Consider the following 22,200-nt stretch of genomic DNA (forward strand, 5'->3'; position numbering starts at 1 on the left):
ATTTTAATTTATATGTCTATTGCTCGTCATCATGCTGAATGGTTATCCTTAATTGAAGCTTCTGGCCCCTTCTTAAGCTTGCAAACCTTATTAGAGGTTTTTCCTCAAGGGTTAGATGCCCATGACCCTGAGCGATTTCGGGTTTTACGTCAAGCGTATGAAGAATGGCTAGAAAATCATTCTGATGTGGGAATTCATCGAACTTGGGGAGAATGGGTTTTAAAAGAAATCCTCGAATTTCCCGATGAAGTTTTAAAAACAGGGCAAAACATTCCCCAAGGGTTAAAAGTCTTTATTCCTGAACATCAAGAAACCCTGCGCCCGGATTATATTGTTAATTCAATAGATGATTCAGCCGATTCAAACCGCCCTAAAATTCGTTTATTGGTGCAAATTTATCCTCCCGAACAAGCATTAGAAAAAACCCTAAAAAATTCTCGCTGGTCAGCGTCTCCCGCAACTCGGATGATGGAATTACTTCGGGGAACAGGAGTCTGGTTAGGATTAATAACCAATGGGGGAAATTGGATGTTAATTAATGCCCCGACGGGAACCAATGAAATCGCCCCAGGGATTAAATATAATACCCCTTCCCCAACCGTTAGTTATATTTCTTGGTATGCAAATTTATGGTTAGAAGAAAAAATTACCCTCCAAGCGTTTAGAAGTTTATTAGGGGTGCAACGCTTTTTTGGAGTTCCAGATGACCAAACCTTAGAAGCTTTATTTGTTAAAAGTGCCGATAGTCAACAGGAAGTTACTGACCAATTAGGGTATCAAGTTAGAAAAGCCGTTGAAGTTTTAATTCAAAAAATTGATAAAATTGATCAAGACCGTAACCGTAGCTTATTAAAAAATATTTCACAAACTCAACTTTATGAAGCCGCTTTATTTATGATGATGCGGTTAGTGTTTCTCTTTTCAGCCGAAGAAAAAGGTTTATTACGGTTAGGCGAGTCCCTTTATGATCAATCTTACTCCGTCTCAACCTTACGGTCACAACTGCGAGAAATTGCCGACCATTATGGGGAAGAAATCTTAGAACGTCGCCATGATGCTTGGTGTCGTTTATTAGCTACCTTTCGGGCGGTTTATGGGGGCATAGACCATGATTTATTGCGTTTACCCGCATTAGGTGGCGATTTGTTTAACCCCGATAAATTCCCCTTTTTAGAAGGACGAACCGAGGGAAATTGGCAACAAGTTTCCGCCCAACCCATTCCTATTGATAATAGAACTGTTTTACATTTATTAGAAGCATTACAAATTTTACAAATCAAAGTTCCCGGCGGTGGAACAGAACCAAGACGGTTATCGTTTCGGGCGTTAGATGTGGAACAAATTGGTCATGTGTATGAAGGGTTATTAGACCATACCGCAATTCGCGCAACTTCTCCGGTTTTAGGATTATTGGGGACAAAAGACAAAGAACCCGAAATTACTTTAGATGAATTAGAAATTGCTTTTGCTAAAGGGGAAAATGAGTTCATTAAAATTCTCAAAACTTTAACCGGACGGTCTGAAACGACGTTAAAAAAAGCCGTTGATAGTGCAAACTTTAACAAAACTGTCATCCTGAGTGAAAGGAAGGATTTCGGTGGGGTCGTGAAGGATAGTAGAGATTCTTCGCCATCCGTTCGACAAGCTCAGGACAAGGCTCAGAATGACAATAATGATGTCATCCTGAGTGAAACGAAGGATCTCGGTGGTGTCGTCAAGGATAATAGAGATTCTTCGCAAGCTCAGAATGACAATAATAATGCTCAGAATGACAGGAGAGGTTATGCTCAGAATGACAAGAATAATCTTCAGAATGACAGGAGAGGTTATGCTCAGAATGATAACCTTTTAATTGCTTGTAATAATAATTCTGAATTATTGGAACGGGTGAAACCCTTTATTAATTTAATTCGCTCTGATACCTTCGGTTATCCTGTCATTATTCCCACCGGAAGCGTTTATGTCGCTCAAGGAAATAACCGCCGAGAAACGGGAACCCATTACACTCCTAAAAGTTTAACTGAGGAAATTGTTCGTTATACTTTAGAACCTTTAGTATATCAAGGCGTGGCGGAAGGAAAACCGAAAACCGAGTGGAAGTTAATTCCCGCGCCGGAACTTTTAAACCTCAAAATCTGTGATATGGCGATGGGTTCAGGGGCGTTTTTAGTTCAGGTTTGTCGATATTTAGGAGAACGATTAATAGAAGCCTGGAAAGAAGCAGAAACGGCAAATCCAGGTAAGATTGTGATTGCACCGGATGGTCAATTATCTAAGTCTCGTCCCCAAGAATCGATTATCCCTATTGACGCGACAGAACGGTTAATGGTGGCAAAACGCATTATCGCCGAACGTTGTATTTATGGAGTGGATAAAAACCCCTTAGCGGTGGAAATGGCAAAGTTATCTTTATGGTTAGAAACCTTACAAAAAGATAAACCCTTTACTTTTTTAGACCATGCTTTGAAAGCTGGAGATTCATTAGTCGGAGTGAATTTAGAACAGTTAAAACGGTGGAATTTACAAACTGAGGGGGAATCTTATCAATTAGGAATTGGCGGAGATGATTTACAACAATTATTAGATGAAGTCATTAATTTTCGGTTACAAATTGAATCGAAACCCGTCAACAGTCCCCAAGACCAAAAGGAAAAAGAATATTTACTCCTTCAAGCCAATGCCAGAATTAAGGATTTAAAAGATCGGGCAGATTTATTAATTTCTAGTTATCTCACGAATGTTAAAAAACAGGAACAACAAGACCTACGATTAACTTTATTAATGGTTGCTCAAGGGAAAGCGAGTATTACCGACTATCAACGGGAAATTTTACCTGATTTAAACAGTTTAACTCCTTTCCATTGGGAATTAGAATTTCCCGAAGTCTTCCTAACTGCCAGAAATGAACCCGAATCTAACCTGAATCGTAAATCCAAAATCGTAACTCGTCAATCAACAATTGGTTTTAATGCCCTTGTAGGAAATCCGCCATTTATGGGAGGTCAAAAAATTACAGGGCCGTTGGGAACTCCCTATCGAGATTATTTAGTTCAATATTTAGCTAATAATGTCAGAGGAAGTGCCGATTTATGTGCTTACTTCTTTTTAAGAGGGCAACAGTTAATAAGTGAAAAAGGAGGATTTGGGTTAGTTGCAACTAATACTATTGCCCAAGGAGATACGCGAGAAGTCGGGTTAGACCAAATGGTTCAGAATTTACAAACCTCGGCTGTCATCCCACAGACCCCGACCGTCATCCCCCACGCCCCGACTGTCATCCTGAGTGAAACGAAGGATCTCCGTGAGGTCGTCAAAAATAGTAGAGATTCTTCGCAATCCGTTCGACAAGCTCAGGACAAGGCTCAGAATGACAAGAATAATGCTCAGAATGACAACAATAATGCTCAGAATGACAGAAAAGGCGTTATTTATCGGGCGGTTAATAGCCGAAAATGGGAAGGAACTGCAAGTTTAGAAGTCGCTTTTGTTTGGATGCGTCAAGGAGAATGGCAAGGAGACTTTATTTTAGATGAAAAACCTGTTAATGGAATTACACCCTTTTTAACAGTACCAGGGAAATTAGCAGGTAATCCTTATCGGTTAATTGCTAATCAAAATAAATCGTTTCAAGGTTCAGTTGTTTTAGGAATGGGGTTTGTATTGGAACCGGAAGAAGCTCAAAAATTAATTGAAAAGAGTCCTAAAAATAAGGATGTTTTATTTCCCTATTTGAATGGGGAAGATTTAAACTCTAATCCAGATCAATCTCCGAGTCGTTGGGTGATTAATTTCAAAGATTGGCCATTAGATGCTGACCAGGATGATCCCAAAAAACCTAAAGGCAGACCCTATGCTGTTGATTATCCAGATTGTTTAAAAATAGTTGAGGAAAAAGTTAAACCAGAAAGAGATAAAAATAATCGTAAAGAACGCCGTGAAAAATGGTGGCAATATGCGGAGAAGTGTCCAGCACTTTATGAAGCGATCGCAGGTATGAATAGAGTTTTAAGTATATGCACTCAAGCAACTAAGTTTATATGTCCTGAATTTGTATCAACAAATATAGTGTATTCTAACGCTGTTTCAATTTTAACTTTTGATAGTTATTTTGATTTTGCGCTTCTCAACAGTAGTTTTAATGATATTTGGGCAAGAAAATATGCTAGTTCATTAGAAACTCGTTTAAGGTATACACCCACAGACTGTTTTGAAACTTTTCCCTTTCCTCTTCTAAACAATCAACCCAGAATCGTAAATTTAGAAAAAATTGGTGAAAATTATTATAATTATCGTCAACAAATTATGTTAACTCGTCAGGAAGGATTAACGAAAACCTATAATCGGTTTCATAACCCCGATGAACAATCCCCAGATATTATAAAATTGCGAGAACTGCACGTTGAAATGGATCAAGCCGTTGCTGTAGCTTACGGTTGGGATGACCTCGCCTTAGATCACAATTTCCACGAAACAAAACAAGGAATTCGGTATACAATTAGTGAAGCAGCTAGACGGGAAATATTAGACCGACTGTTGCAACTAAATCATCAACGTTACGCGGAAGAAGTTGAAGCCGGACTTCATGATAAAGGCAAGAAGAAAGCGACAAAAAAAAAGCCTAATGAATCTTCATCTCCCCCTGAAGCTGGACAATTGACTTTATTTTAATCCAGATTTTTATTGTTCATTTTACTTGATAAAATTTTAGTATAGGAGTTAATTAGCATCATGAATAATACAGAATATCAAGGCTTTTGGTGGTTGCCATCTAATCCAAACGAATCAGTAGCAGGAGTATTAACCTTTAAACCTTCAGAAATAATTGAACTCAAACTCATCGGAGCCTTAGTAGGAAACTCAGGTGGGAATCAAGATCATGTTAATCTACCAATTATATTAGGAGTAGTTGAAAGGAAGATTATTACTCTTTCAGACTGTATTCGCACAAAATTTAACTCAAGTAGACCAGGATATGATAGCGAAACCTATAGAGTAAAATTTGTTTTTATTGGTGAACACTTTCAAGATCCTCAAGAAATACGGTTTAACGAAGTTTCAATTCAGTCTACTTACTTATCAGACTGGGTTAATTTTTCTCCTATTCAAGAATTACCAACTATAGATGATACAAATAATCTTCAACAATTCACTTTTATCTATAATAAACCGGAAAGCATAAAAGCCAATATCATAGAAGGAGAAATTTCAGTATTTTATGGGTGTCAAAATTCAGGTAAACTTTATGATATTGATTTTAAGCAATTGTCTTCTATTAGTATTAAAGTTAATCAATTTATTTCTTTTGAAGATTTATACTCTCAATATATTTGTCCTATCTTAGACTTTTTAACATTGGCTACAGGACAACCTAATTCTGTAGAAAAAATTTATTTTCCTGATATAAATAATGAATTGAAATCAGTAGAAATGCTTTTTTTCAGCAATTCTATAGAGTCTAAAAAAATACTTTCAACTGATGATTTACTATTTAGCTTGGCTGACATCGAATCCGATTTTAGCTTAATGTTACAACTATGGTTTAATTCTTATAAGGAGTTAGAGAGTATATTTAACCTCATTTTTAGCACTGAGTATAAACCTGATATGTACTTAGAAAGTAAGTTTCTTAATATTGCACAAGCTGCTGAGTCTTATCATCGCCGAAGATGTAAAAATCAAGTTTTGACTCAGCCAGAACATGACGCTAGAATTGAATCTATATTAAATAATACTCCAGAAGAATATAAAAAATGGTTGAATGCGAAACTTCATTTTAGTAATGAACCCCCCTTACTGGAGAGGTTAATGGATTTATTAGACAAAACAAAAAAAGTAATGAATCCTTTAGTAAAAGATCATGCAAAGTTTGCTAAAAAAGTTAGAGATACTCGAAACTATTTTACTCATTGGAATACTGATCTTCAAGATAAAGCCGCTCAAGGTGAAGAATTGTTTAGAATAACACAAACACTTTTATTTATGCTTCAATCTTGTTTACTGATGGAACTGGGTTGTACTCCAGAACGGTGCGCTGAATTAATTAGCAAAAATAAAAAATATCAGTATGCTGTTCGGAACATATCAAAAACTGAAAAAAGCCAAGCGACGAGGAGAGTTCAGGAAGCTGAATGATACTCAAAAATTACCAATTGTAAATTTAAAATTGTAAATCTTAATTATGGAAATCCTTAAACTCCCTGCTGTTCTCCCTGGTACTTTAGACTTAGTTGAAATCAATCTAAAACTCAAAAAAGGTGAGATTCAACTTGATTGGAATGCAGTGATTTCCGCCCCTGAATCGGCTTTAAAAATTCTATTAGACGGGATAGAATTAAAGGATGAGAACTTAATCCCTGATGATAGCGGAGTTGCAGATCAAGTTATTCGTCAAATTACAACTTATTTTGACAATTGCCATAAAAAACAAACTAAAAAAATTGTCAGAAATCCTGAACAATCTTCTTTATTTAATGTTGAATATATCGCTGCTAATCAACCGGAAAAACAAGGCAGTTTAATCGAACAACAATTTATTATTAATCCCAACCTCACCGAACTTAATCCCCCTGAATCGCCAATGGTAAATCCCCAATCGTCAATCATAAATCCCAAATCCCCCTATGAACTTCGCCAAGAATTAGAAGAAATGATTTTCAACGATTTACTCGGCCCGGCGGAGGGAGAAGACGAAGAAGTGGATGAAAGTAGTGTAACAGATCGCTATTTAGTCGGACTATTATCCCCCTTAATTCGCAATAAAACCCCAGAAGAACAACCCGAACAACAAGACGAATTCGTCCCCGCCGAAAAAGGTAACTCAGAAGAAGGAACCACAGAGGGAACCATACCCCCACCTAATACCATGTTCCCCTCATCAATGGGTTTAACCTTCTGCGTTGATAGTGATGTAAAAGCCATAAAAATTACCGCCAAATGGGGACATTATCAACGAGAAAAGAAACAAAATTTAACTGAAAAAGAAACATCAGAACCCAAACGAATTTGGAAACGCTATCCCATTCAAGGAACCAAAATTCAACCCTTAAAATCCGGTGAAATCCCTGAATGGACTGTTGACCCCGAATATCCAGGGGTAATCGTTAAAGGACGGATGCGCCGCCTCGATAATCAAGATTGGATTGTCACCTTATTTTTAGTGAATGGTCAAAAAGAACCCGCTAAACAACGAGATAAAGCTTGGTTATTCCAACCGGAATTAATGATTGATTCCCCTGATAAAAATTATTCTAATATTTTCGTTAAAAAACCTGTTTCAATTCAACAAAACTTAGATCCTGTTATTCAACTAGAAAATCAACAAATGGCGATGTTATATCGTCATCAAGTGGAATTTGCTGTCGGACATGGGGTGGGGGTTCATGCCGAAATTGTCCCCGACAATCCCACCCAAGCCTCCGGTCTAAAAACCTGCATGATTCCCCGCTATGAAGTACCACAAACCACACCCCCCAGCGTTGAAGAAATTCCTCAGTTAAACGGGTTAATTTTAGACATGAAAACCCTAGCGGAAGCCCAACCCACCGACGTTCCCCAACTCTTAACCCCCCTGATTACCGCTTATCAAAACTGGATTCAAGAACAACAACAATCACTACAAGATTTACTCCTCAACCCCGACTTTTTACCTTCTCAAAATGCAGCCCAAACCACCCTCAATCATTGCCAAACTACCTTAGACCGTATCCAAGAAGGGATTCAACTTTTAACCCAAAATCCCCAAGCCGTAGAAGCCTTTCAATTTATGAATGAAGCCATGTGGCGACAGCGTGTACACGGGATTTATGCTGAACTTAAACGTCAAGGAAAAGATCCGAATTTAGATGAAATTGATACCCCGAACAATCATAGCTGGCGAACTTTTCAACTTGCTTTTATTCTCCTGAATTTACCCCCTCTCACTGATTTACACCACCCCGGCCGTTCTCACCCTCTGGATGCGGTCTGTGATTTACTGTGGTTTCCCACCGGAGGCGGTAAAACCGAAGCTTATTTAGGACTCACAGCCTATACCATCGGACTGCGGCGGTTACAGGGTTCTATTGGGGGACGAGATGGAGAACATGGAGTAGCCGTTTTAATGCGCTATACCCTGCGTTTATTGACCTTGCAACAGTTCCAACGGGCAACCACCTTAATTTGTGCCTGTGAAGTCATCCGCCGCCAAAACCCGCAAAAATGGGGGTCAGAACCGTTTCGGATTGGTTTATGGGTCGGAAACAATAGCACCCCCAACTACACCAGCCAAAGCGAAGAATTTGTCAAACAAAGCAAAGGACAAGGGCGACCCTCCGGTATGGGTTCCCCCCACCAACTCACGAACTGTCCTTGGTGTGGCACAAAAATCGACCCAGGTAGACACATTGTTGTCCACCCCGTTGATAAAGAACAAGGACGCACCCTCGTCTACTGTGGAGATAGTTTAGGACGATGTTGCTTTACCCTCAAACAGTCTCCCCAGGAAGGGTTGCCCATTATAGTTGTTGATGAAGAAATTTATCGGCGTTTACCAACTCTGTTAATTGCCACCGTTGATAAATTTGCCCAAATGCCGTGGAAAGGGGAAACCCAAATGTTATTCGGACAGGTGAGTGGTTACTGTGACCGTCATGGGTTCCGCTCTCCCGACTTAGACGATAAAGACAGCCACCGCGCCACCAATAAACTTCCCGCCGCCAAAACCCGACCTCATGCTCTCCTGCGTCCCCCCGACTTAATTATCCAGGATGAATTGCATTTAATTAGTGGCCCCTTGGGGTCAATGGTGGGACTGTATGAAACCGTTGTGGATCATTTGTGTACTTGGGAAGTTAATGGTCAATCTGTCCGTCCTAAAGTGATTGCTTCAACGGCCACCATCCGCCAAGCGTCCGCCCAAGTTCACCATCTATTTTTGCGGAAGCTGCATATTTTCCCGCCACCTGGGTTGGATATTCAAGATAACTTTTTCTCCCGCCGTCGAGAACCGAGTCCTGAGCATCCTGGGCGACTGTATTTAGGCATTTGCGCCCCCGGTCGGCGGTTAAAAGCGACGATGATTCGGGTGTATTTAGCCACGTTATCGGCAGCGCAGGCATTGTATGAGAAATATGGAAAAGTTGCAGACCCTTGGATGACCTTGGTGGGTTACTTTAACTCCCTACGAGAATTGGGGGGAACACGAAGGTTAGTGGAAGATGATATTCGGACTCGTTTAAAGCGGATGAGTGAACGGGGATTGAAAAATCGCCTGTTAAGAAACTTTGATGAATTAACCTCCCGTAAGGATTCTACGGATATTCCCCTGATAAGCTGTTATGCATTTAAACTGTGATTATAGCATTACCTTTGTTTTTAAGTTTACGTCCCCATTTAATAGATAACTGTCCCTCATTTAAAAGCTGATGCAATAAACACTCTAGCTCATCAACTGATTTAAAGAGTCGATTAGCAATATATTCTTTAGCTGAATGCCAGACCAATTCAATTAAATTATAATCTGGACTATATTCTGGAAGAAATTCTAAATAGATATTAGGCATTTCTGCTTTAATTTTTTCTAGGTATTCTTCTTTTTTGTGAAAACTTGCATTATCAAGAATAATGACAATCTTTGCTCCTTTTTCTACAAATTCTTCTGCTTGATTTCCCGCTAATACCCACTCATGAATTAGCTCTTGATAAAAACTTTTTAACACTTGATAAAAATTATTTGCATTCCCTTTATCCAGAAATTCTACAAATCTTTTTTTGTCCGAGTACCTCAATCCTCCCATAACATTAACTTTTCCTTTCCTTCTGTCTCCTCTAATCTTTCTTCTCTTTCCTTTTTCACACCAGTTCTTTCTTTTTATTACTCTTAAATTAAATCCACTTTCATCCCAAAACCATACCTGTAATTGTTCTGGACTTTCTTTTGTTATTTTTAAATATTCTTCTATTTTATTTTTAAATAATTTCCTTTTTTCTGGATCTCTTTTCTCTTCCAAGCTATACTTTGCCCACAAGTAAACATACTTTTTTTTCTTTAATATCCTTCTCACTTGTGAACCACTTAATTTTATTTCTGTGATTTGTTCTAAATAAGTTGCCAATCTTTCTCCTGTCCATCTCCCAAATTCATATCCTAATTCTTCCGGTTCTTTTTCTACAGTTTCTAATAATATCTCTATATATTTATCTGTGGCTTTTCTATTATTTCCTTTCATTCTTTCATCTTTCAGGCTTTCTAACTTGTCCGGATCTCCATGTACACACCAATAACATACTTTATTTATTGAACATCCCAAAAAATTGGCAATTTCACTTTGTTTTTTACCATCATTTAGCAATAGTAGAATCAAGATTCTTTCTCTGATTTGTCCATTTTCTTCCTCTTTCAATCTTTTCTGTAGTTTCTCTACTTGCTTTTCATTTAAGTGATTTTTAGCAGGCATCTTTTTATTGATTTTTCTAAACTTAGTTTTTCATTATACCCTATTTAGATGCTGAACAGCTTATTAGACCGTTTAGAAACTCCCTTTGACCCCCTATTGGAAGCGGAGAACCAAGCCAAACGCAAAGCAGGTCAGAAAGTTGAAAGACCTGACCCCCTGGATGTGATTCTCGCCACCAATATGATTTCCGTTGGGGTTGATGTTAAACGTCTGGGGTTAATGGTCGCCTGTGGTCAACCGAAAAATACCGCCGAATATATTCAAGCCACTTCACGGGTGGGACGAAGTTACCCTGGTTTGGTGATCACTGTTTATAACTGGGCTAGACCCAGGGATTTATCCCACTATGAACGGTTTGAACACTACCATGCCACTTTTTATCAGCACGTTGAGGCGTTATCGGTGACTCCCTTTGCATCTGGAGCTTTGTATCGAGGTTTAAGTGCGTTATTCGTGTCTTTAGTTCGTCTCTGTGGCGATGAATTTAATCAAAATAATTCCCCTGGTTTAATTCAACGCAACCATCCGTTTATACAAGAGGCAATTAATGTTATTGTTCGACGGGCTGAACTCATTGAAGGGGTTGAAAAAGGTCAACAAGTGCGTCGAGAATTAGAAGCCAAATTAGATACTTGGTTAAATAAAGCTCAAACTCTAGCTGGGGGAGCGACTTTAAAATATAAAGTAACTTCACGGGATGGAACGGCTATTAATTTATTAGAAAATGCCGGACAAGGACAATGGCAAGATTTCACCTGTTTAGCGTCATTAAGAAATGTTGAACCGACCATCGGATTAATTTTAACAGATCAACCCCTCGATGAGGAGCGAGATAGAAAACCTCAACCGTTTGAGTAAATCGTAAATCATAAATCATAAATCATAAATCGTAAATCCCATGACTCAATCTCCACCCAAAAAAACCAAAGTCGGTGAACTGCGTCCAAGCCAAATTTTATTCACCTATGGAATTGGAGCGGTTGCCGATTTACCGAATCTTTCTGCAATGGTTATGGGACTAGAAGACTGGAGTAGAAACCATACCATTGAACTCTCAGAAAATCGTCTCTTAGCCGCCGTTCGTAAAGAACTCGGACATCAAGTTAAACAACTGCTTTCACCTCCTATGCCTCCTGAAAGCTCTGACCCGTCTAACCCCTTTGATGAAGGCTCTAAAATCGGGATTCCTGTAGCTCCGTTTCCTACTTGGATGGTTTGTCCTCGCTGTCGATTATTAGCTCCTTTAGCCTCCCAATTATTTGAACTCAAAATTAATCCTTATCGCCCTAATGAAACCCGTTATGTTCATAAGAATTGCTCCAAAAGTATTAAACCCCCTGGCGTTATTCCTGCCCGTTTTTTAGTTGCTTGTGAACGAGGACATTTAGATGATTTTCCCTGGTCTTATTTTGTTCATCACGGTCAAGCAGCCTGTCCAGGGCCTTTATATTTAGAAGAAAGAGGCGTTTCAGGGAACGTTACGGATATTTTTGTTCGGTGTAAAGGGTGTGACATTCCGCCCCGAAGTCTGTCCGATGCCTTTGGAGATTCGGGTAAAAAAAATATGCCCCGTTGTCGCGCTCATCACCCCCATCTTCGTAGCTTTGATGAAGATTGTAAAGAACAAATGAAAAGTATTTTATTAGGGGCTTCTAATAGTTGGTTTTCTATTACCTTATCCGCTCTTTCCATTCCCGTTGATTCTAATGTATTAGGGCAGTTAGTGGAACGCAATTTTAATGTTCTCAGTAAAGCAAATAGTCGAGAAATTCTACAAGGTATTTTAGCAGCAATGCAAGCAATGGGACAACTACAAGAATTTGCCGATTATTCCTTAGAAGAGATTTGGAATACATTACAGCAACAACAACAAGGTTTAGAAACCAACGACAATGCACAGGATTTAAAAACTCCTGAATGGGAAGTTTTTTCAACCGCTAACCCCAGTAAAAATAATTCAGAATTTCAGTTAAGAACTGTCGCACCTCCCGTTGGATTTGAAGCGTATTTTGAACCCACCGTGTTAGTAGAACGACTAAGGGAAGTTCGGGCTTTAATTGGTTTTACCCGCATTCAATCTCCTGGGGATTTTGCGGATACGGGAGAAATTCCCCGTGAATATCGAGTTTCTATTAGTCGTAATCCTCCCACCTGGGTTCCCACGACAGAAGTTAAAGGGGAGGGAATTTTTTTGCGTTTTCAAGAATCTTTTTTACAAGAATGGGAACAACGTCCGGGTATCCGCAAACATGAAATTTTAACCCGTGAAGCCCATAAAAATTGGCTTAATAGTCGAAATTTAGATCCTGATAAAATTCATTCTCCCTCCATTCGTTATTTATTAATTCATTCCTTCTCTCACACCTTAATGCGTCAATTGTCAATTGAATGTGGTTATAATGCAGCCAGTCTCAGAGAACGGATCTACTCCAAACCCCCAGAAGATGAGAATGGCCCCCAAGCCGGATTATTAATTTATACAGCAACTCCCGATAGTGAAGGCACATTAGGGGGATTAGTCCATTTAGGTGAACCGAAAACCCTGGGACACCACATCAGTCAAGCCTTAGAGCAAATGCGTTTATGTGCTTCAGATCCCCTCTGTGCTGAACATAAGCCAATGGAGGGAACTCCAACCTTACATTGGGCTGCCTGCCATGCCTGTTTATTTGCCCCCGAAACTTCTTGTGAACGGGGAAATCAATTTTTAGATCGGACGGTATTAGTTCCGACGCTTGAACGGGATGATTTAGCTTTTTTTGAGTAAAAAAACTTGTGAATCGTCAACTTTTAGAAAAAATTTATCAGGTGGCTCAAGAATTACCGCCTCTGGTGTTAAACTCCGTCATTCATTCTTTGGGGGAGCAAGTTTTTGATTCCCATTATCCGTTCATTGATCAAATTTTAAATCAACTTTCTAATCCAATGTTTCGCCGTTTAGTGGGTGAATTGTTTACCCTTTGGCAACAAGATCAATCGGATTGGGATAGTCGGGCGATCGCTTCTGCGTTAATGGCTTCAGCTTATTCGATTCAATCCACTCAACAATCCTTAGCAGCCGAATTAGTTTGGACAGGCCCACCCACTTTAGGGATTCCAGTTCGACGGACTGATCAAGTCTTATTACAATTGATTCGAGACACCCAACAACAATTAATTATTATTAGTTTTGCGGTTTACAAAATCCCAGAAATTGCCGAAGCTTTATTAGAAGCCTTAGAGCGAGGAATTCAATTAAAAATTATTTTAGAAACTACTCAAGCAGAAGGGGGTAAGATGTCTTTTAAAGGAACAACCGCATTGGGGCAGAAAATCCTTAGAGACGCGCAAGTTTTTCTTTGGCCTGTAGAAAAGCGGCTTCATGATCCGCAGGGACGTTATGGTTCTTTACATATTAAAAGTGTGATTTCAGATCAGAAATATTTATTTATTACCAGTGCCAATCTCACCGAATATGCTTTGACCTTGAATATGGAAATGGGAGTATTACTCAAAAGTCCAGCCTTAGCCTCTCAAGTCACTGATCTAATTTATCACCTAATTCATCAAGAAGTTTTAGTAAAATTATAGTTTATATTAAAAAATAAGGATTCTAAGACCCGGGGTTTGAGTAGCAACTGTGCAGAAAGTGCCGTTAAGGATTTAGCTTTCGTGCGATTCGTTAAACCTTAATTGAATTGGTACAAAACGGATTGAGATTTGTTAAGAAAAGTCAACTTCTAAAACCTATGCTGTAATTGATTTTAGCCTTACCGTAAGTTTCTGTACGATTGCTATTCAAACCTTTCTACTCAGGTGCAGTTTCCTGGGGGTCTTTCGCTTTTTTCTCAAATACTTGAATTGCGGGGTCAGCCAAGACAAAGCCATCGGGAGTAGCTTCTCCCAGCTTCCCAGCAATCGCCGCCACCCACATCGGATAATTCGCTTGCGCTTCCTCTAGTTTTTTGAACATTTTCGGCTTCACTGTTATTGTGAAGATTCTGCCATCACGGGTAGCCACCGAGATACGCGCGAAATGGGACAGGTTGTAACAAATTATTACGACTACTCGCTGTAACCTTTACACAGAGGGGCTTTAAATTGCTACTTTGCGGTTCATGACAGGTTCGCTATTTTTACGCCTATCATCCTGGCTTTTAACAGCTTTTAGTAAAAAGCTAAATTTAGCTTTTTAGACTTTTATCTTTTTAGCTATTGATTATTTTATTTTTTTAGCTAATAATGTGAGTCAGTCCATTCTGGTCGCTATGCTTACAGTTGCAATTATTTCTCTGTCTGGGGGACAGGGAAAAACAACCGCGGCTCTATTCCTGAGTCGTCTGTTAGCTGAACGGGAATATCCCACTTTGGTTGTTGATGCCGACCCCCAGCACAACCTGACAACTTATCTTGGGCTTGAACTCAAGCCCAACCAGCCCACCTTGCTGGAAGTCCTCAAAAAATATGTACCTGCCGAAGATGGCATTTATCCCATTTCCGACAGCAAACACCTCTTCCTCCTTCCTGCTGATGATGGGTTAGATGCTGTCTCTGACTATCTTTCTAGTAGCGGGGTTGGGGCAACTTTGTTACTCCGTCGTCTTGAACCTCTGGCTGAAGTTTTCAAAGTTTGCATTATTGATGCACCACCTCAACGTTCTCAAATTTGTTTAACAGCCATCGGTGCGGCTGATGTCTTAATTATTCCCGCCGAAGCTACTGTTAAAGGTTACGGTTCCCTGGCGCGGACATTAGACTTGCTCAACTCCATGAGAGAAGTCAAAGCTACAAATGCCGAAGTTTTAGGGATACTTCCCTTTCGTGACCGTTGGATTGGCTTAACTCAAACCGTAGAAAGTCGCATGGCGGTTGAGGGGATGGCGGAAGAAGTTGGTAAAGTCTTAATCCTCCCGTCTATCAAAGAATCTGAGCAGTACAAGAAAGCGATTAATCAAGGTAAAACTTTAAGCCAACTCGGACATCCTGATTTGGAATATCCGTTTGAAGCACTGCTGACTTTAATCAAACAACGTTTAGGGGAAGTTATATCATGAGTGACAGCATTTTAGACCGGATTCGCTCTAACCGTAAGCGAACTATTGTTCCGACTCGTCAAGATCCTTTAATGCCTAGCACGGCAGAGGATCAACTTATTCCTGAAGATGACTCCTTAACAACAGTCGCTGATTCAAAGCCTGATTCCTCTAAAAGCACCAACCAAAACGAAGCCACCCTAGAGCAATTAAAAGCCGAGTTAGCAAAATATCCAGCTACTCGCCGTCATTCAGCAATTGTTTTAGATACAGAAATCGACTCAAAGCTAACGCAGTTTTGTAAGGAAAAAGGTATTACTGTCGAGGTGTTTTTAGAAGCCGTGTGGCTAACAGCAATGGCAGAAGAAACATTAATGGAAAAAATTCTTGTAGAAGCCAAGCATCGTTATAATTCTCGGAAGCAGGCTGGAAAATTACGACGGCTTATTACTATGCTTTCTCAACGTAACGGAGAATAATATAAGGAACTGGAGAAAGCGACTAAACAAGACTGAACTTTGTCTAAGTAGGTGGTCAAAACTAAAGTAAAAACGCTGGTTACTGGAAGTCTTTTGGAGTAAGGATTTTAGCCTTCGGGGTTTTGACTTTATTTATGCCCGCCTACTTTTAGTACGCTATATATAGTGTGCCTGCGTAAGTCCTGATAAACTGTCAACGCGGATGTCAAAGACGAGTTAAGACAGGTTGGTTAGGATTAACTAAGTCTAATCTATAGTTAGTTAACGGGGCATTTCTGCCATTGCCTTCTCGTACTGTAATTAAGAAAGTAGAATTATTGTTGGAATCTTGGCTAATATTCTCAATGAATTGAAATTGTAAGGGTTCTGCATTTAATTCTCTAGCTTGGTTAAAATTGGGTTCAGAAACACAGAAAATTACGCCCCCATCTTGATATCGACCTGCATAAAGCCAATAAGTTTTATTTTGGCTACTAAATTCTTGTTGATAAAATACTGTAAATCGTTCAATTTGAGGCAGATCTTGTTGTCTCTGACACATCTTATTGATATACGCTGGGTTAGTAATTAAATCCGAATAAGCTGGTAAAAAGCAACTCTCCAAAGCTGCTAATATTATTTGGAAACTCAAAATCTTCCAACGTTTCATCATCAAGTCCCCTAGTTTCTTCACAGCTACGAACCAAAAAGCAATTATCTCAAAACAGGTTGACCTGTAGAGACAGCTTGTTCAATGATATTGGCGGCTCGTTGAACTCCACCAGAACGAATCATAGCAGCTTGTAATCTCAGCGCATTTTGTTTATAAGAGTCCTGTTCTAAAACTGTTTTTACAGCAGAACGCAGCTTCATAGCACTTAATTGATTCAATGGAATAAATTTACCTGCTCCTGTCCAAGCGATTCTTGCTGCGACTCCGGGCTGATCATTGGTGATGGGAATTGCTACCATTGGAACCCCATTTCTTAAACATTCCATTGTTGTATTCATACCTGCATGAGTAATCATTAGGGTAGCTTTTTGCAGGATTTCTAACTGAGGTGCATATTTAACAATCAGAGGATTACCAGCTAAGGAAGGTAAAGATTCAGGGTCTAAAGCACCACCCAAAGAAATTACTAACTGAGCCTCCAATCCTTCACAAGCTAAAGCAATTTCTTGAAAGGTTTTAATTAACCGATTTTGGAGTGTTCCCATTGAAGCATAAATTAAGGGTTTTTCTGTTAATTTTTCCCAAGGAAAAAACACAGATTCACGACTAGCTGAAGAATGATAAGGGCCTGTAAAATGAAACCAGGGGGGTAAATTTTTTCTAGGATATTCAAATTCGGCAGGGGCTTGACTAATTTGAGCCAGTTTAGAATAGGCATCATTAGGATGTAGATACAGAGGTAAATTCCACTGCTTACGAGATTCACCAATAACATCTCGAATTGGTTGAGCAACACGGTTTAATAAGGCATAACCCATTCTATTTCTTAACTGGGCTAAGACCGATGGGCTGTAATTCCAACAGGTATTAAAGGGAGGTACGCTCGGATCTCGATTGAGAACAACTGCACTACACACCGTTAGGAAAGGAACATCAAGAATATCTGCAACAGTTCCTCCTTCAACAGCCCCTTGGTTGACTAATACTGCTTCTACCCCGGCTGTCTTCATCACTGAAGGGGCATCTCGTAGCGAAACTGCGGCTCCTTGCTTCAATAAATCAATCGTATATCGTAATGCCGCTAATCCTTTTAACTTTCCTAACTGTATAAATGACTGCTCTGCCCATCCCACCGGAAACTCTTCAAAGCCAATTCCCTGAAATTCAACTCCGGCTGTTAATGCTTTCTTTTGAGCATCAGGTAGTGCAAATAAAGTAACACGATGACCCCGACGTTGAAGTTCTTGTCCCAAGGGAAGCATTGTATTTAAAGGGCCTGTTGAACCCGGACAAATAATTCCAAAATGAGTCATAGTTTCAGGTTTTTATATGAAGTATGCTTTTATAGGATTGAGGCTATAAAAAGTTTGAATAGGAATTTAATTTTATAATACGTTGGATAATTCATACAATATCTTCTAAAACAAGTGAAACAACTCAGTCTATTTGATGAACCCAAGTTTTCTCTAAACCAGCGACCCAAGCTCAAGATGACGGTTGAACAATTAACAGACTGGAAAACTCAAATCTTTAATCATCAACAGCTTATCCTAACCCAACAGCCGCCGCAACAAACCACATTGTTTGACCTCGCTCCGGTGCATTGTGACCCAGACTTAATCAACCCCTTTAGTCTTCAAGTCCACAACTCCCAGTTTTATAGAGGAAAGGAAACGGGCGATCGCATCTTGACTGCACTAGAGGAACTGCCCCTAGACCAGCGATGGGATGCGGTATTTGTTGATGAAGCCCATACCTTCGCCCCCAGTTGGTTTCGCTGTTGTGTTGCCGCACTCAAAAGTCCTGAAGATGGAGATTTGATGATTGTTTCCGATGGTTCCCAAAGCCTGTATGAACGGCAGAAATTCAGTTGGAAATCCGTTGGTATTAAAGCTCAGGGACGCACCCGCAAACTCAATCAAAATTACCGTAACACTCAGGAAATCCTCTCCGCCGCTTGGAACGTCGTTCAATCACTTTCGGCTCAAGATGAGGATATTGATGAGGATGATGTGGCTTTCCCCATTGTTGAACCCCGTGCTGCTTTGCGAACAGGTCAACGGCCGTTACTCCATCTAGCCGCCAATCGACAAGCGGAAGTCGAAAGTGCGATCGCTCAAATTCAGCAGTTGCTTACCAAAGGCTATGAATCCAAGGATATCGCTATCATTTACCGCTACAAAGCTCGATATGAACAAGAACCCTTTGATTTCCTGACTGAACAATTAGAACAGTTGGGGATGGGGTATTATTGGGTAAACCAGGATAAACGAGAGTATAGCAATCGTCGTCCTGGGGTGCGAATCATTACGGCTAAATCTTCATTGGGTTTAGAGTTCAAAGCGGTGTTGATTCTGTGGGTACAACAGTTTGGTGTCGGCAATGAAGCAGAAGGGCGGCGGGAACTGTATGTGTCCATGACGAGGGCGAAGGAAGAATTACATTTGTTTGGTTCAGGTAACTTCCAAGTTCTTCAGAATTTAAAAAGCCTTGAAGGTTTAGACTCTACAGAATTATGTTCCGCTATTGCATAAGTTAATTAATCAGTTGAATCAATCAATTAAAACCAGACTTACAAGGCTTTTCTTAGAACAATATTAAGTTTACCTACTTAATATTGTTAATAAAATATAACTCAATTTATTGTCAAGTTTTACAACTTAATCAAGCAATCAATGAATTCAACAGGATTAGCAACTCTCCTAATCCTGTTGAATTCATGTTGAACAAATACCCAATCAATTAATTTCCCTAGCGAGTAGGGAGCGCTACAAAAAGCGAGTATTCAAAGCAATTTAACTTAGAGTATGTTTCCAATCAATTAATTTCCCTAGCGAGTAGGGAGAAGATACAACATCCCAATTAGTAACTCGCTGGAAAGATCTCTGGATTAGTTTCCAATCAATTAATTTCCCTAGCGAGTAGGGAGTAATGGGTACACTAAAAAGTAATAAACATGAAGTATTCACAACTGGTTTCCAATCAATTAATTTCCCTAGCGAGTAGGGAGAAGGTCAATTGGAGAAATACAAACCGCCGTCTATTTCGTAGTTTCCAATCAATTAATTTCCCTAGCGAGTAGGGAGTGGAAACTGCCTTATTCAATTACTGAAGCTAAAAGAATTGTCATGTTTCCAATCAATTAATTTCCCTAGCGAGTAGGGAGTCCTCCCATTTTAAACCCAGACGCCATCGGTTGTCCAGATAAGGTTTGCGAGACTGATAAAAACAGTTGGCTGAAACAACATTTTACTCCTGAATCAAAATCTCAGAACCCTTACAGGAAGGGTAGGCGAGGCTATAAACAGCAGAATCGATATCATAGGCATTCAAGCTTCAGCTTCGCAAAAAACATCAAATAATTATTGAACTCGGATACTCAGTAATCTTTGGCCCCTGACCCCAAGTTTCCACACTTCCCCAGGTATGGCGGGAAAGGGGATAAAACCGCAGGTTATGGGGTAAAGACAAGATACGCGCAAAATTTAGCACGATGTAAAGTTGGGTAAGAAGGCAAAAATGGTTTCTCACCCTCCTCCCCCTGTCAAAGTAGCGTCTAAGCGAGAGCGGGAATATTTGCGTAATTCGTGGGAGATACAGCAATAACTGAATAAATATTTTTGAATCCATTAAGCTGTTCAGCATCTAAATAGGGTATAATGAAAAACTAAGTTTAGAAAAATCAATAAAAAGATGCCTGCTAAAAATCACTTAAATGAAAAGCAAGTAGAGAAACTACAGAAAAGATTGAAAGAGGAAGAAAATGGACAAATCAGAGAAAGAATCTTGATTCTACTATTGCTAAATGATGGTAAAAAACAAAGTGAAATTGCCAATTTTTTGGGATGTTCAATAAATAAAGTATGTTATTGGTGTGTACATGGAGATCCGGACAAGTTAGAAAGCCTGAAAGATGAAAGAATGAAAGGAAATAATAGAAAAGCCACAGATAAATATATAGAGATATTATTAGAAACTGTAGAAAAAGAACCGGAAGAATTAGGATATGAATTTGGGAGATGGACAGGAGAAAGATTGGCAACTTATTTAGAACAAATCACAGAAATAAAATTAAGTGGTTCACAAGTGAGAAGGATATTAAAGAAAAAAAAGTATGTTTACTTGTGGGCAAAGTATAGCTTGGAAGAGAAAAGAGATCCAGAAAAAAGGAAATTATTTAAAAATAAAATAGAAGAATATTTAAAAATAACAAAAGAAAGTCCAGAACAATTACAGGTATGGTTTTGGGATGAAAGTGGATTTAATTTAAGAGTAATAAAAAGAAAGAACTGGTGTGAAAAAGGAAAGAGAAGAAAGATTAGAGGAGACAGAAGGAAAGGAAAAGTTAATGTTATGGGAGGATTGAGGTACTCGGACAAAAAAAGATTTGTAGAATTTCTGGATAAAGGGAATGCAAATAATTTTTATCAAGTGTTAAAAAGTTTTTATCAAGAGCTAATTCATGAGTGGGTATTAGCGGGAAATCAAGCAGAAGAATTTGTAGAAAAAGGAGCAAAGATTGTCATTATTCTTGATAATGCAAGTTTTCACAAAAAAGAAGAATACCTAGAAAAAATTAAAGCAGAAATGCCTAATATCTATTTAGAATTTCTTCCAGAATATAGTCCAGATTATAATTTAATTGAATTGGTCTGGCATTCAGCTAAAGAATATATTGCTAATCGACTCTTTAAATCAGTTGATGAGCTAGAGTGTTTATTGCATCAGCTTTTAAATGAGGGACAGTTATCTATTAAATGGGGACGTAAACTTAAAAACAAAGGTAATGCTATAATCACAGTTTAAATGCATAACAGCTTAGCTTATTTATGCTGAAGGTTTGGGTTTTATGAATACTTGAATACTATTTGAAAGAACCATAAAAAGAGTAGGATGATTGAGGCCCTGAAATTTGCAAAATCCAATGTTTAAAATTGTGAGAATCTAAGCAATAACCTCCCCGTCCTTGTAAAATCAGTTTGTAGCGACTATCGTTATTAATGCCTGATTCAAAAATACCATTACCAGCCAATTTGCCAGTTAGTCGTACTTCTTTATAAAATCTTTCATCAGCCACAGGTTTATCATAAAAATCAGTACCAAATTCAGTCTTTTGTGGGGGAAGGCTAAAGGAAAGATTGCCAGCTTTTCCTTTGGTATCAGTGAAATGAAAGTTCCAAGATCGGTTATTACTAGAATGTGATAGGGTATAGGTTTCAGAGGGATCAGCAATACCTTTATTCTCCTCCAAACCCGCTGCACCTACAACTAATTTAGCGGCAGGGGAAAATTTTAGTTCATTGAGTTGTGCTACATCATAATTCTCTAGTGAGTTTGTATATTCTAACCATTCTCCTCCAATACCACAGCAGGCACAAGCATGGGCATTAGCTGGATTGATCAGAAAAAGGGCTATCGCACTGATGAAACTTATGGTGTAGAGTATTATGCGGTTTTTGGTCATAAGTTTTTGCCTTGCTAATTGTTCTTTTTGTAGTTTATTTTAAATTTGTAATACCATTTCCGAAAACTTATGCTACAATGGCTCAATTGAGATCAATATAAAATAAATTAGAAGCCCTATCTACTGTTGCATCACTTTTTAGAAATGGTATTACTATCAA

The 22,200-nt window shown here is 39.0% G+C and carries 15 protein-coding genes and 1 CRISPR repeat array; of the genes, 10 read left to right on the plus strand and 5 right to left on the minus strand.

Translation table 11 applies throughout. The features are described from left to right. The first annotated feature begins 12 nt into the window (after window positions 1-12). From NMG86_RS25200 to drmA, 3 genes are read left to right on the plus strand one after another with little or no spacing between them, the layout of a single operon-like run. Window positions 13-4,668, plus strand: coding sequence for an Eco57I restriction-modification methylase domain-containing protein (locus tag NMG86_RS25200; RefSeq protein ID WP_052338784.1), 4,656 nt, complete (start codon window positions 13-15; stop codon window positions 4,666-4,668). A 60-nt stretch (window positions 4,669-4,728) separates the two neighbouring features. After that, entirely contained in the window at window positions 4,729-6,132 is a 1,404-nt protein-coding gene (locus NMG86_RS25205; RefSeq protein ID WP_026798308.1) for an ApeA N-terminal domain 1-containing protein, read from the plus strand. Window positions 6,133-6,178: 46 nt separating this feature from the next. After that, window positions 6,179-9,331 (plus strand): DISARM system helicase DrmA, encoded by a 3,153-nt coding sequence (gene drmA, locus NMG86_RS25210; RefSeq protein ID WP_087882308.1) that lies wholly within the window; start codon window positions 6,179-6,181, stop codon window positions 9,329-9,331. Here the strand turns inward: drmA and NMG86_RS25215 are convergent. Beyond that, window positions 9,321-10,433 carry an IS630 family transposase gene (locus NMG86_RS25215; RefSeq protein WP_026797113.1) on the minus strand — a complete coding sequence of 371 codons (1,113 nt, stop codon included), beginning with the start codon at window positions 10,431-10,433 and terminating at the stop codon, window positions 9,321-9,323. The genes drmA and NMG86_RS25215 overlap by 11 nt on opposite strands. Window positions 10,434-10,481: 48 nt before the next feature. Between NMG86_RS25215 and NMG86_RS25220 the strand changes: the two genes are divergently transcribed. The 3 genes from NMG86_RS25220 to drmC are packed head-to-tail and all read left to right on the plus strand — an operon-like array spanning window position 10,482 to window position 14,003. Continuing rightward, window positions 10,482-11,291: a helicase-related protein gene (locus tag NMG86_RS25220; protein WP_087882309.1), complete on the plus strand. Its 810-nt coding sequence runs from the start codon at window positions 10,482-10,484 to the stop codon at window positions 11,289-11,291. 40 nt (window positions 11,292-11,331) lie between these two features. Then, window positions 11,332-13,200: a DUF1998 domain-containing protein gene (gene drmB, locus NMG86_RS25225; RefSeq protein ID WP_026798306.1), complete on the plus strand. Its 1,869-nt coding sequence runs from the start codon at window positions 11,332-11,334 to the stop codon at window positions 13,198-13,200. Between the two features lie 8 nt (window positions 13,201-13,208). Then, entirely contained in the window at window positions 13,209-14,003 is a 795-nt protein-coding gene (drmC, locus tag NMG86_RS25230) for a DISARM system phospholipase D-like protein DrmC (protein ID WP_052338782.1), read from the plus strand. A 217-nt stretch (window positions 14,004-14,220) separates the two neighbouring features. Here the strand turns inward: drmC and NMG86_RS25235 are convergent, their stop codons facing one another. Beyond that, a complete protein-coding gene (locus NMG86_RS25235) occupies window positions 14,221-14,385 on the minus strand; it encodes a hypothetical protein (protein ID WP_193372486.1) in 165 nt (54 codons plus the stop codon). A gap of 295 nt (window positions 14,386-14,680) precedes the next feature. Here NMG86_RS25235 and NMG86_RS25240 point away from each other — a divergent pair, with 295 nt between their 5' ends. Further along, entirely contained in the window at window positions 14,681-15,466 is a 786-nt protein-coding gene (locus tag NMG86_RS25240; RefSeq protein ID WP_026798305.1) for a ParA family protein, read from the plus strand. Continuing rightward, window positions 15,463-15,924, plus strand: a complete 462-nt coding sequence (locus NMG86_RS25245) for a carboxysome distribution maintenance protein McdB (protein ID WP_026798304.1) — start codon at window positions 15,463-15,465, stop codon at window positions 15,922-15,924. Before NMG86_RS25240 ends, NMG86_RS25245 begins: the two co-directional genes overlap by 4 nt. Before the next feature lie 205 nt (window positions 15,925-16,129). Here NMG86_RS25245 and NMG86_RS25250 read toward each other — a convergent pair whose 3' ends face one another. Together NMG86_RS25250 and NMG86_RS25255 are read right to left on the minus strand one after the other, a co-directional pair. Further along, window positions 16,130-16,576: a hypothetical protein gene (locus tag NMG86_RS25250; RefSeq protein WP_071783121.1), complete on the minus strand. Its 447-nt coding sequence runs from the start codon at window positions 16,574-16,576 to the stop codon at window positions 16,130-16,132. A gap of 41 nt (window positions 16,577-16,617) precedes the next feature. Further along, on the minus strand, window positions 16,618-17,889 hold the full coding sequence (locus NMG86_RS25255) for a glycosyltransferase (protein WP_026798302.1): 1,272 nt from the start codon (window positions 17,887-17,889) through the stop codon (window positions 16,618-16,620). Between the two features lie 114 nt (window positions 17,890-18,003). Here NMG86_RS25255 and NMG86_RS25260 point away from each other — a divergent pair, with 114 nt between their 5' ends. Further along, the gene (locus NMG86_RS25260; RefSeq protein WP_237747656.1) at window positions 18,004-19,110 is read left to right on the plus strand and encodes a 3'-5' exonuclease; all 1,107 of its coding nucleotides are present in this window, start codon (window positions 18,004-18,006) and stop codon (window positions 19,108-19,110) included. A gap of 196 nt (window positions 19,111-19,306) precedes the next feature. Next, window positions 19,307-19,742: direct repeats of the CRISPR family, unit length 36 nt; unit sequence GTTTCCAATCAATTAATTTCCCTAGCGAGTAGGGAG. Window positions 19,743-20,269: 527 nt separating this feature from the next. Next, window positions 20,270-21,382 (plus strand): IS630 family transposase, encoded by a 1,113-nt coding sequence (locus tag NMG86_RS25265; RefSeq protein WP_026797113.1) that lies wholly within the window; start codon window positions 20,270-20,272, stop codon window positions 21,380-21,382. Between the two features lie 58 nt (window positions 21,383-21,440). Here the strand turns inward: NMG86_RS25265 and NMG86_RS25270 are convergent, their stop codons facing one another. Further along, window positions 21,441-22,040 (minus strand): hypothetical protein, encoded by a 600-nt coding sequence (locus tag NMG86_RS25270; protein WP_043939570.1) that lies wholly within the window; start codon window positions 22,038-22,040, stop codon window positions 21,441-21,443. Window positions 22,041-22,200: the final 160 nt, after the last annotated feature.

The sequence above is a fragment of the Planktothrix rubescens CCAP 1459/22 genome, from assembly GCA_904830895.1.
Lineage (GTDB): Bacteria > Cyanobacteriota > Cyanobacteriia > Cyanobacteriales > Microcoleaceae > Planktothrix > Planktothrix agardhii.

Bases quoted from the DNA above. Each gene is read 5' to 3' on its own strand.
- NMG86_RS25200 (WP_052338784.1), top strand. From the start codon at position 13: ATGTCTATTGCTCGTCATCATGCTGAATGGTTATCCTTAATTGAAGCT.
- NMG86_RS25205 (WP_026798308.1), top strand. From the start codon at position 4,729: ATGAATAATACAGAATATCAAGGCTTTTGGTGGTTGCCATCTAATCCA.
- drmA (WP_087882308.1), top strand. From the start codon at position 6,179: ATGGAAATCCTTAAACTCCCTGCTGTTCTCCCTGGTACTTTAGACTTA.
- NMG86_RS25215 (WP_026797113.1), bottom strand. From the start codon at position 10,433: ATGCCTGCTAAAAATCACTTAAATGAAAAGCAAGTAGAGAAACTACAG.
- NMG86_RS25220 (WP_087882309.1), top strand. From the start codon at position 10,482: ATGCTGAACAGCTTATTAGACCGTTTAGAAACTCCCTTTGACCCCCTA.
- drmB (WP_026798306.1), top strand. From the start codon at position 11,332: ATGACTCAATCTCCACCCAAAAAAACCAAAGTCGGTGAACTGCGTCCA.
- NMG86_RS25235 (WP_193372486.1), bottom strand. From the start codon at position 14,385: ATGTTCAAAAAACTAGAGGAAGCGCAAGCGAATTATCCGATGTGGGTG.
- NMG86_RS25240 (WP_026798305.1), top strand. From the start codon at position 14,681: ATGCTTACAGTTGCAATTATTTCTCTGTCTGGGGGACAGGGAAAAACA.
- NMG86_RS25245 (WP_026798304.1), top strand. From the start codon at position 15,463: ATGAGTGACAGCATTTTAGACCGGATTCGCTCTAACCGTAAGCGAACT.
- NMG86_RS25250 (WP_071783121.1), bottom strand. From the start codon at position 16,576: ATGATGAAACGTTGGAAGATTTTGAGTTTCCAAATAATATTAGCAGCT.
- NMG86_RS25255 (WP_026798302.1), bottom strand. From the start codon at position 17,889: ATGACTCATTTTGGAATTATTTGTCCGGGTTCAACAGGCCCTTTAAAT.
- NMG86_RS25265 (WP_026797113.1), top strand. From the start codon at position 20,270: ATGCCTGCTAAAAATCACTTAAATGAAAAGCAAGTAGAGAAACTACAG.
- NMG86_RS25270 (WP_043939570.1), bottom strand. From the start codon at position 22,040: ATGACCAAAAACCGCATAATACTCTACACCATAAGTTTCATCAGTGCG.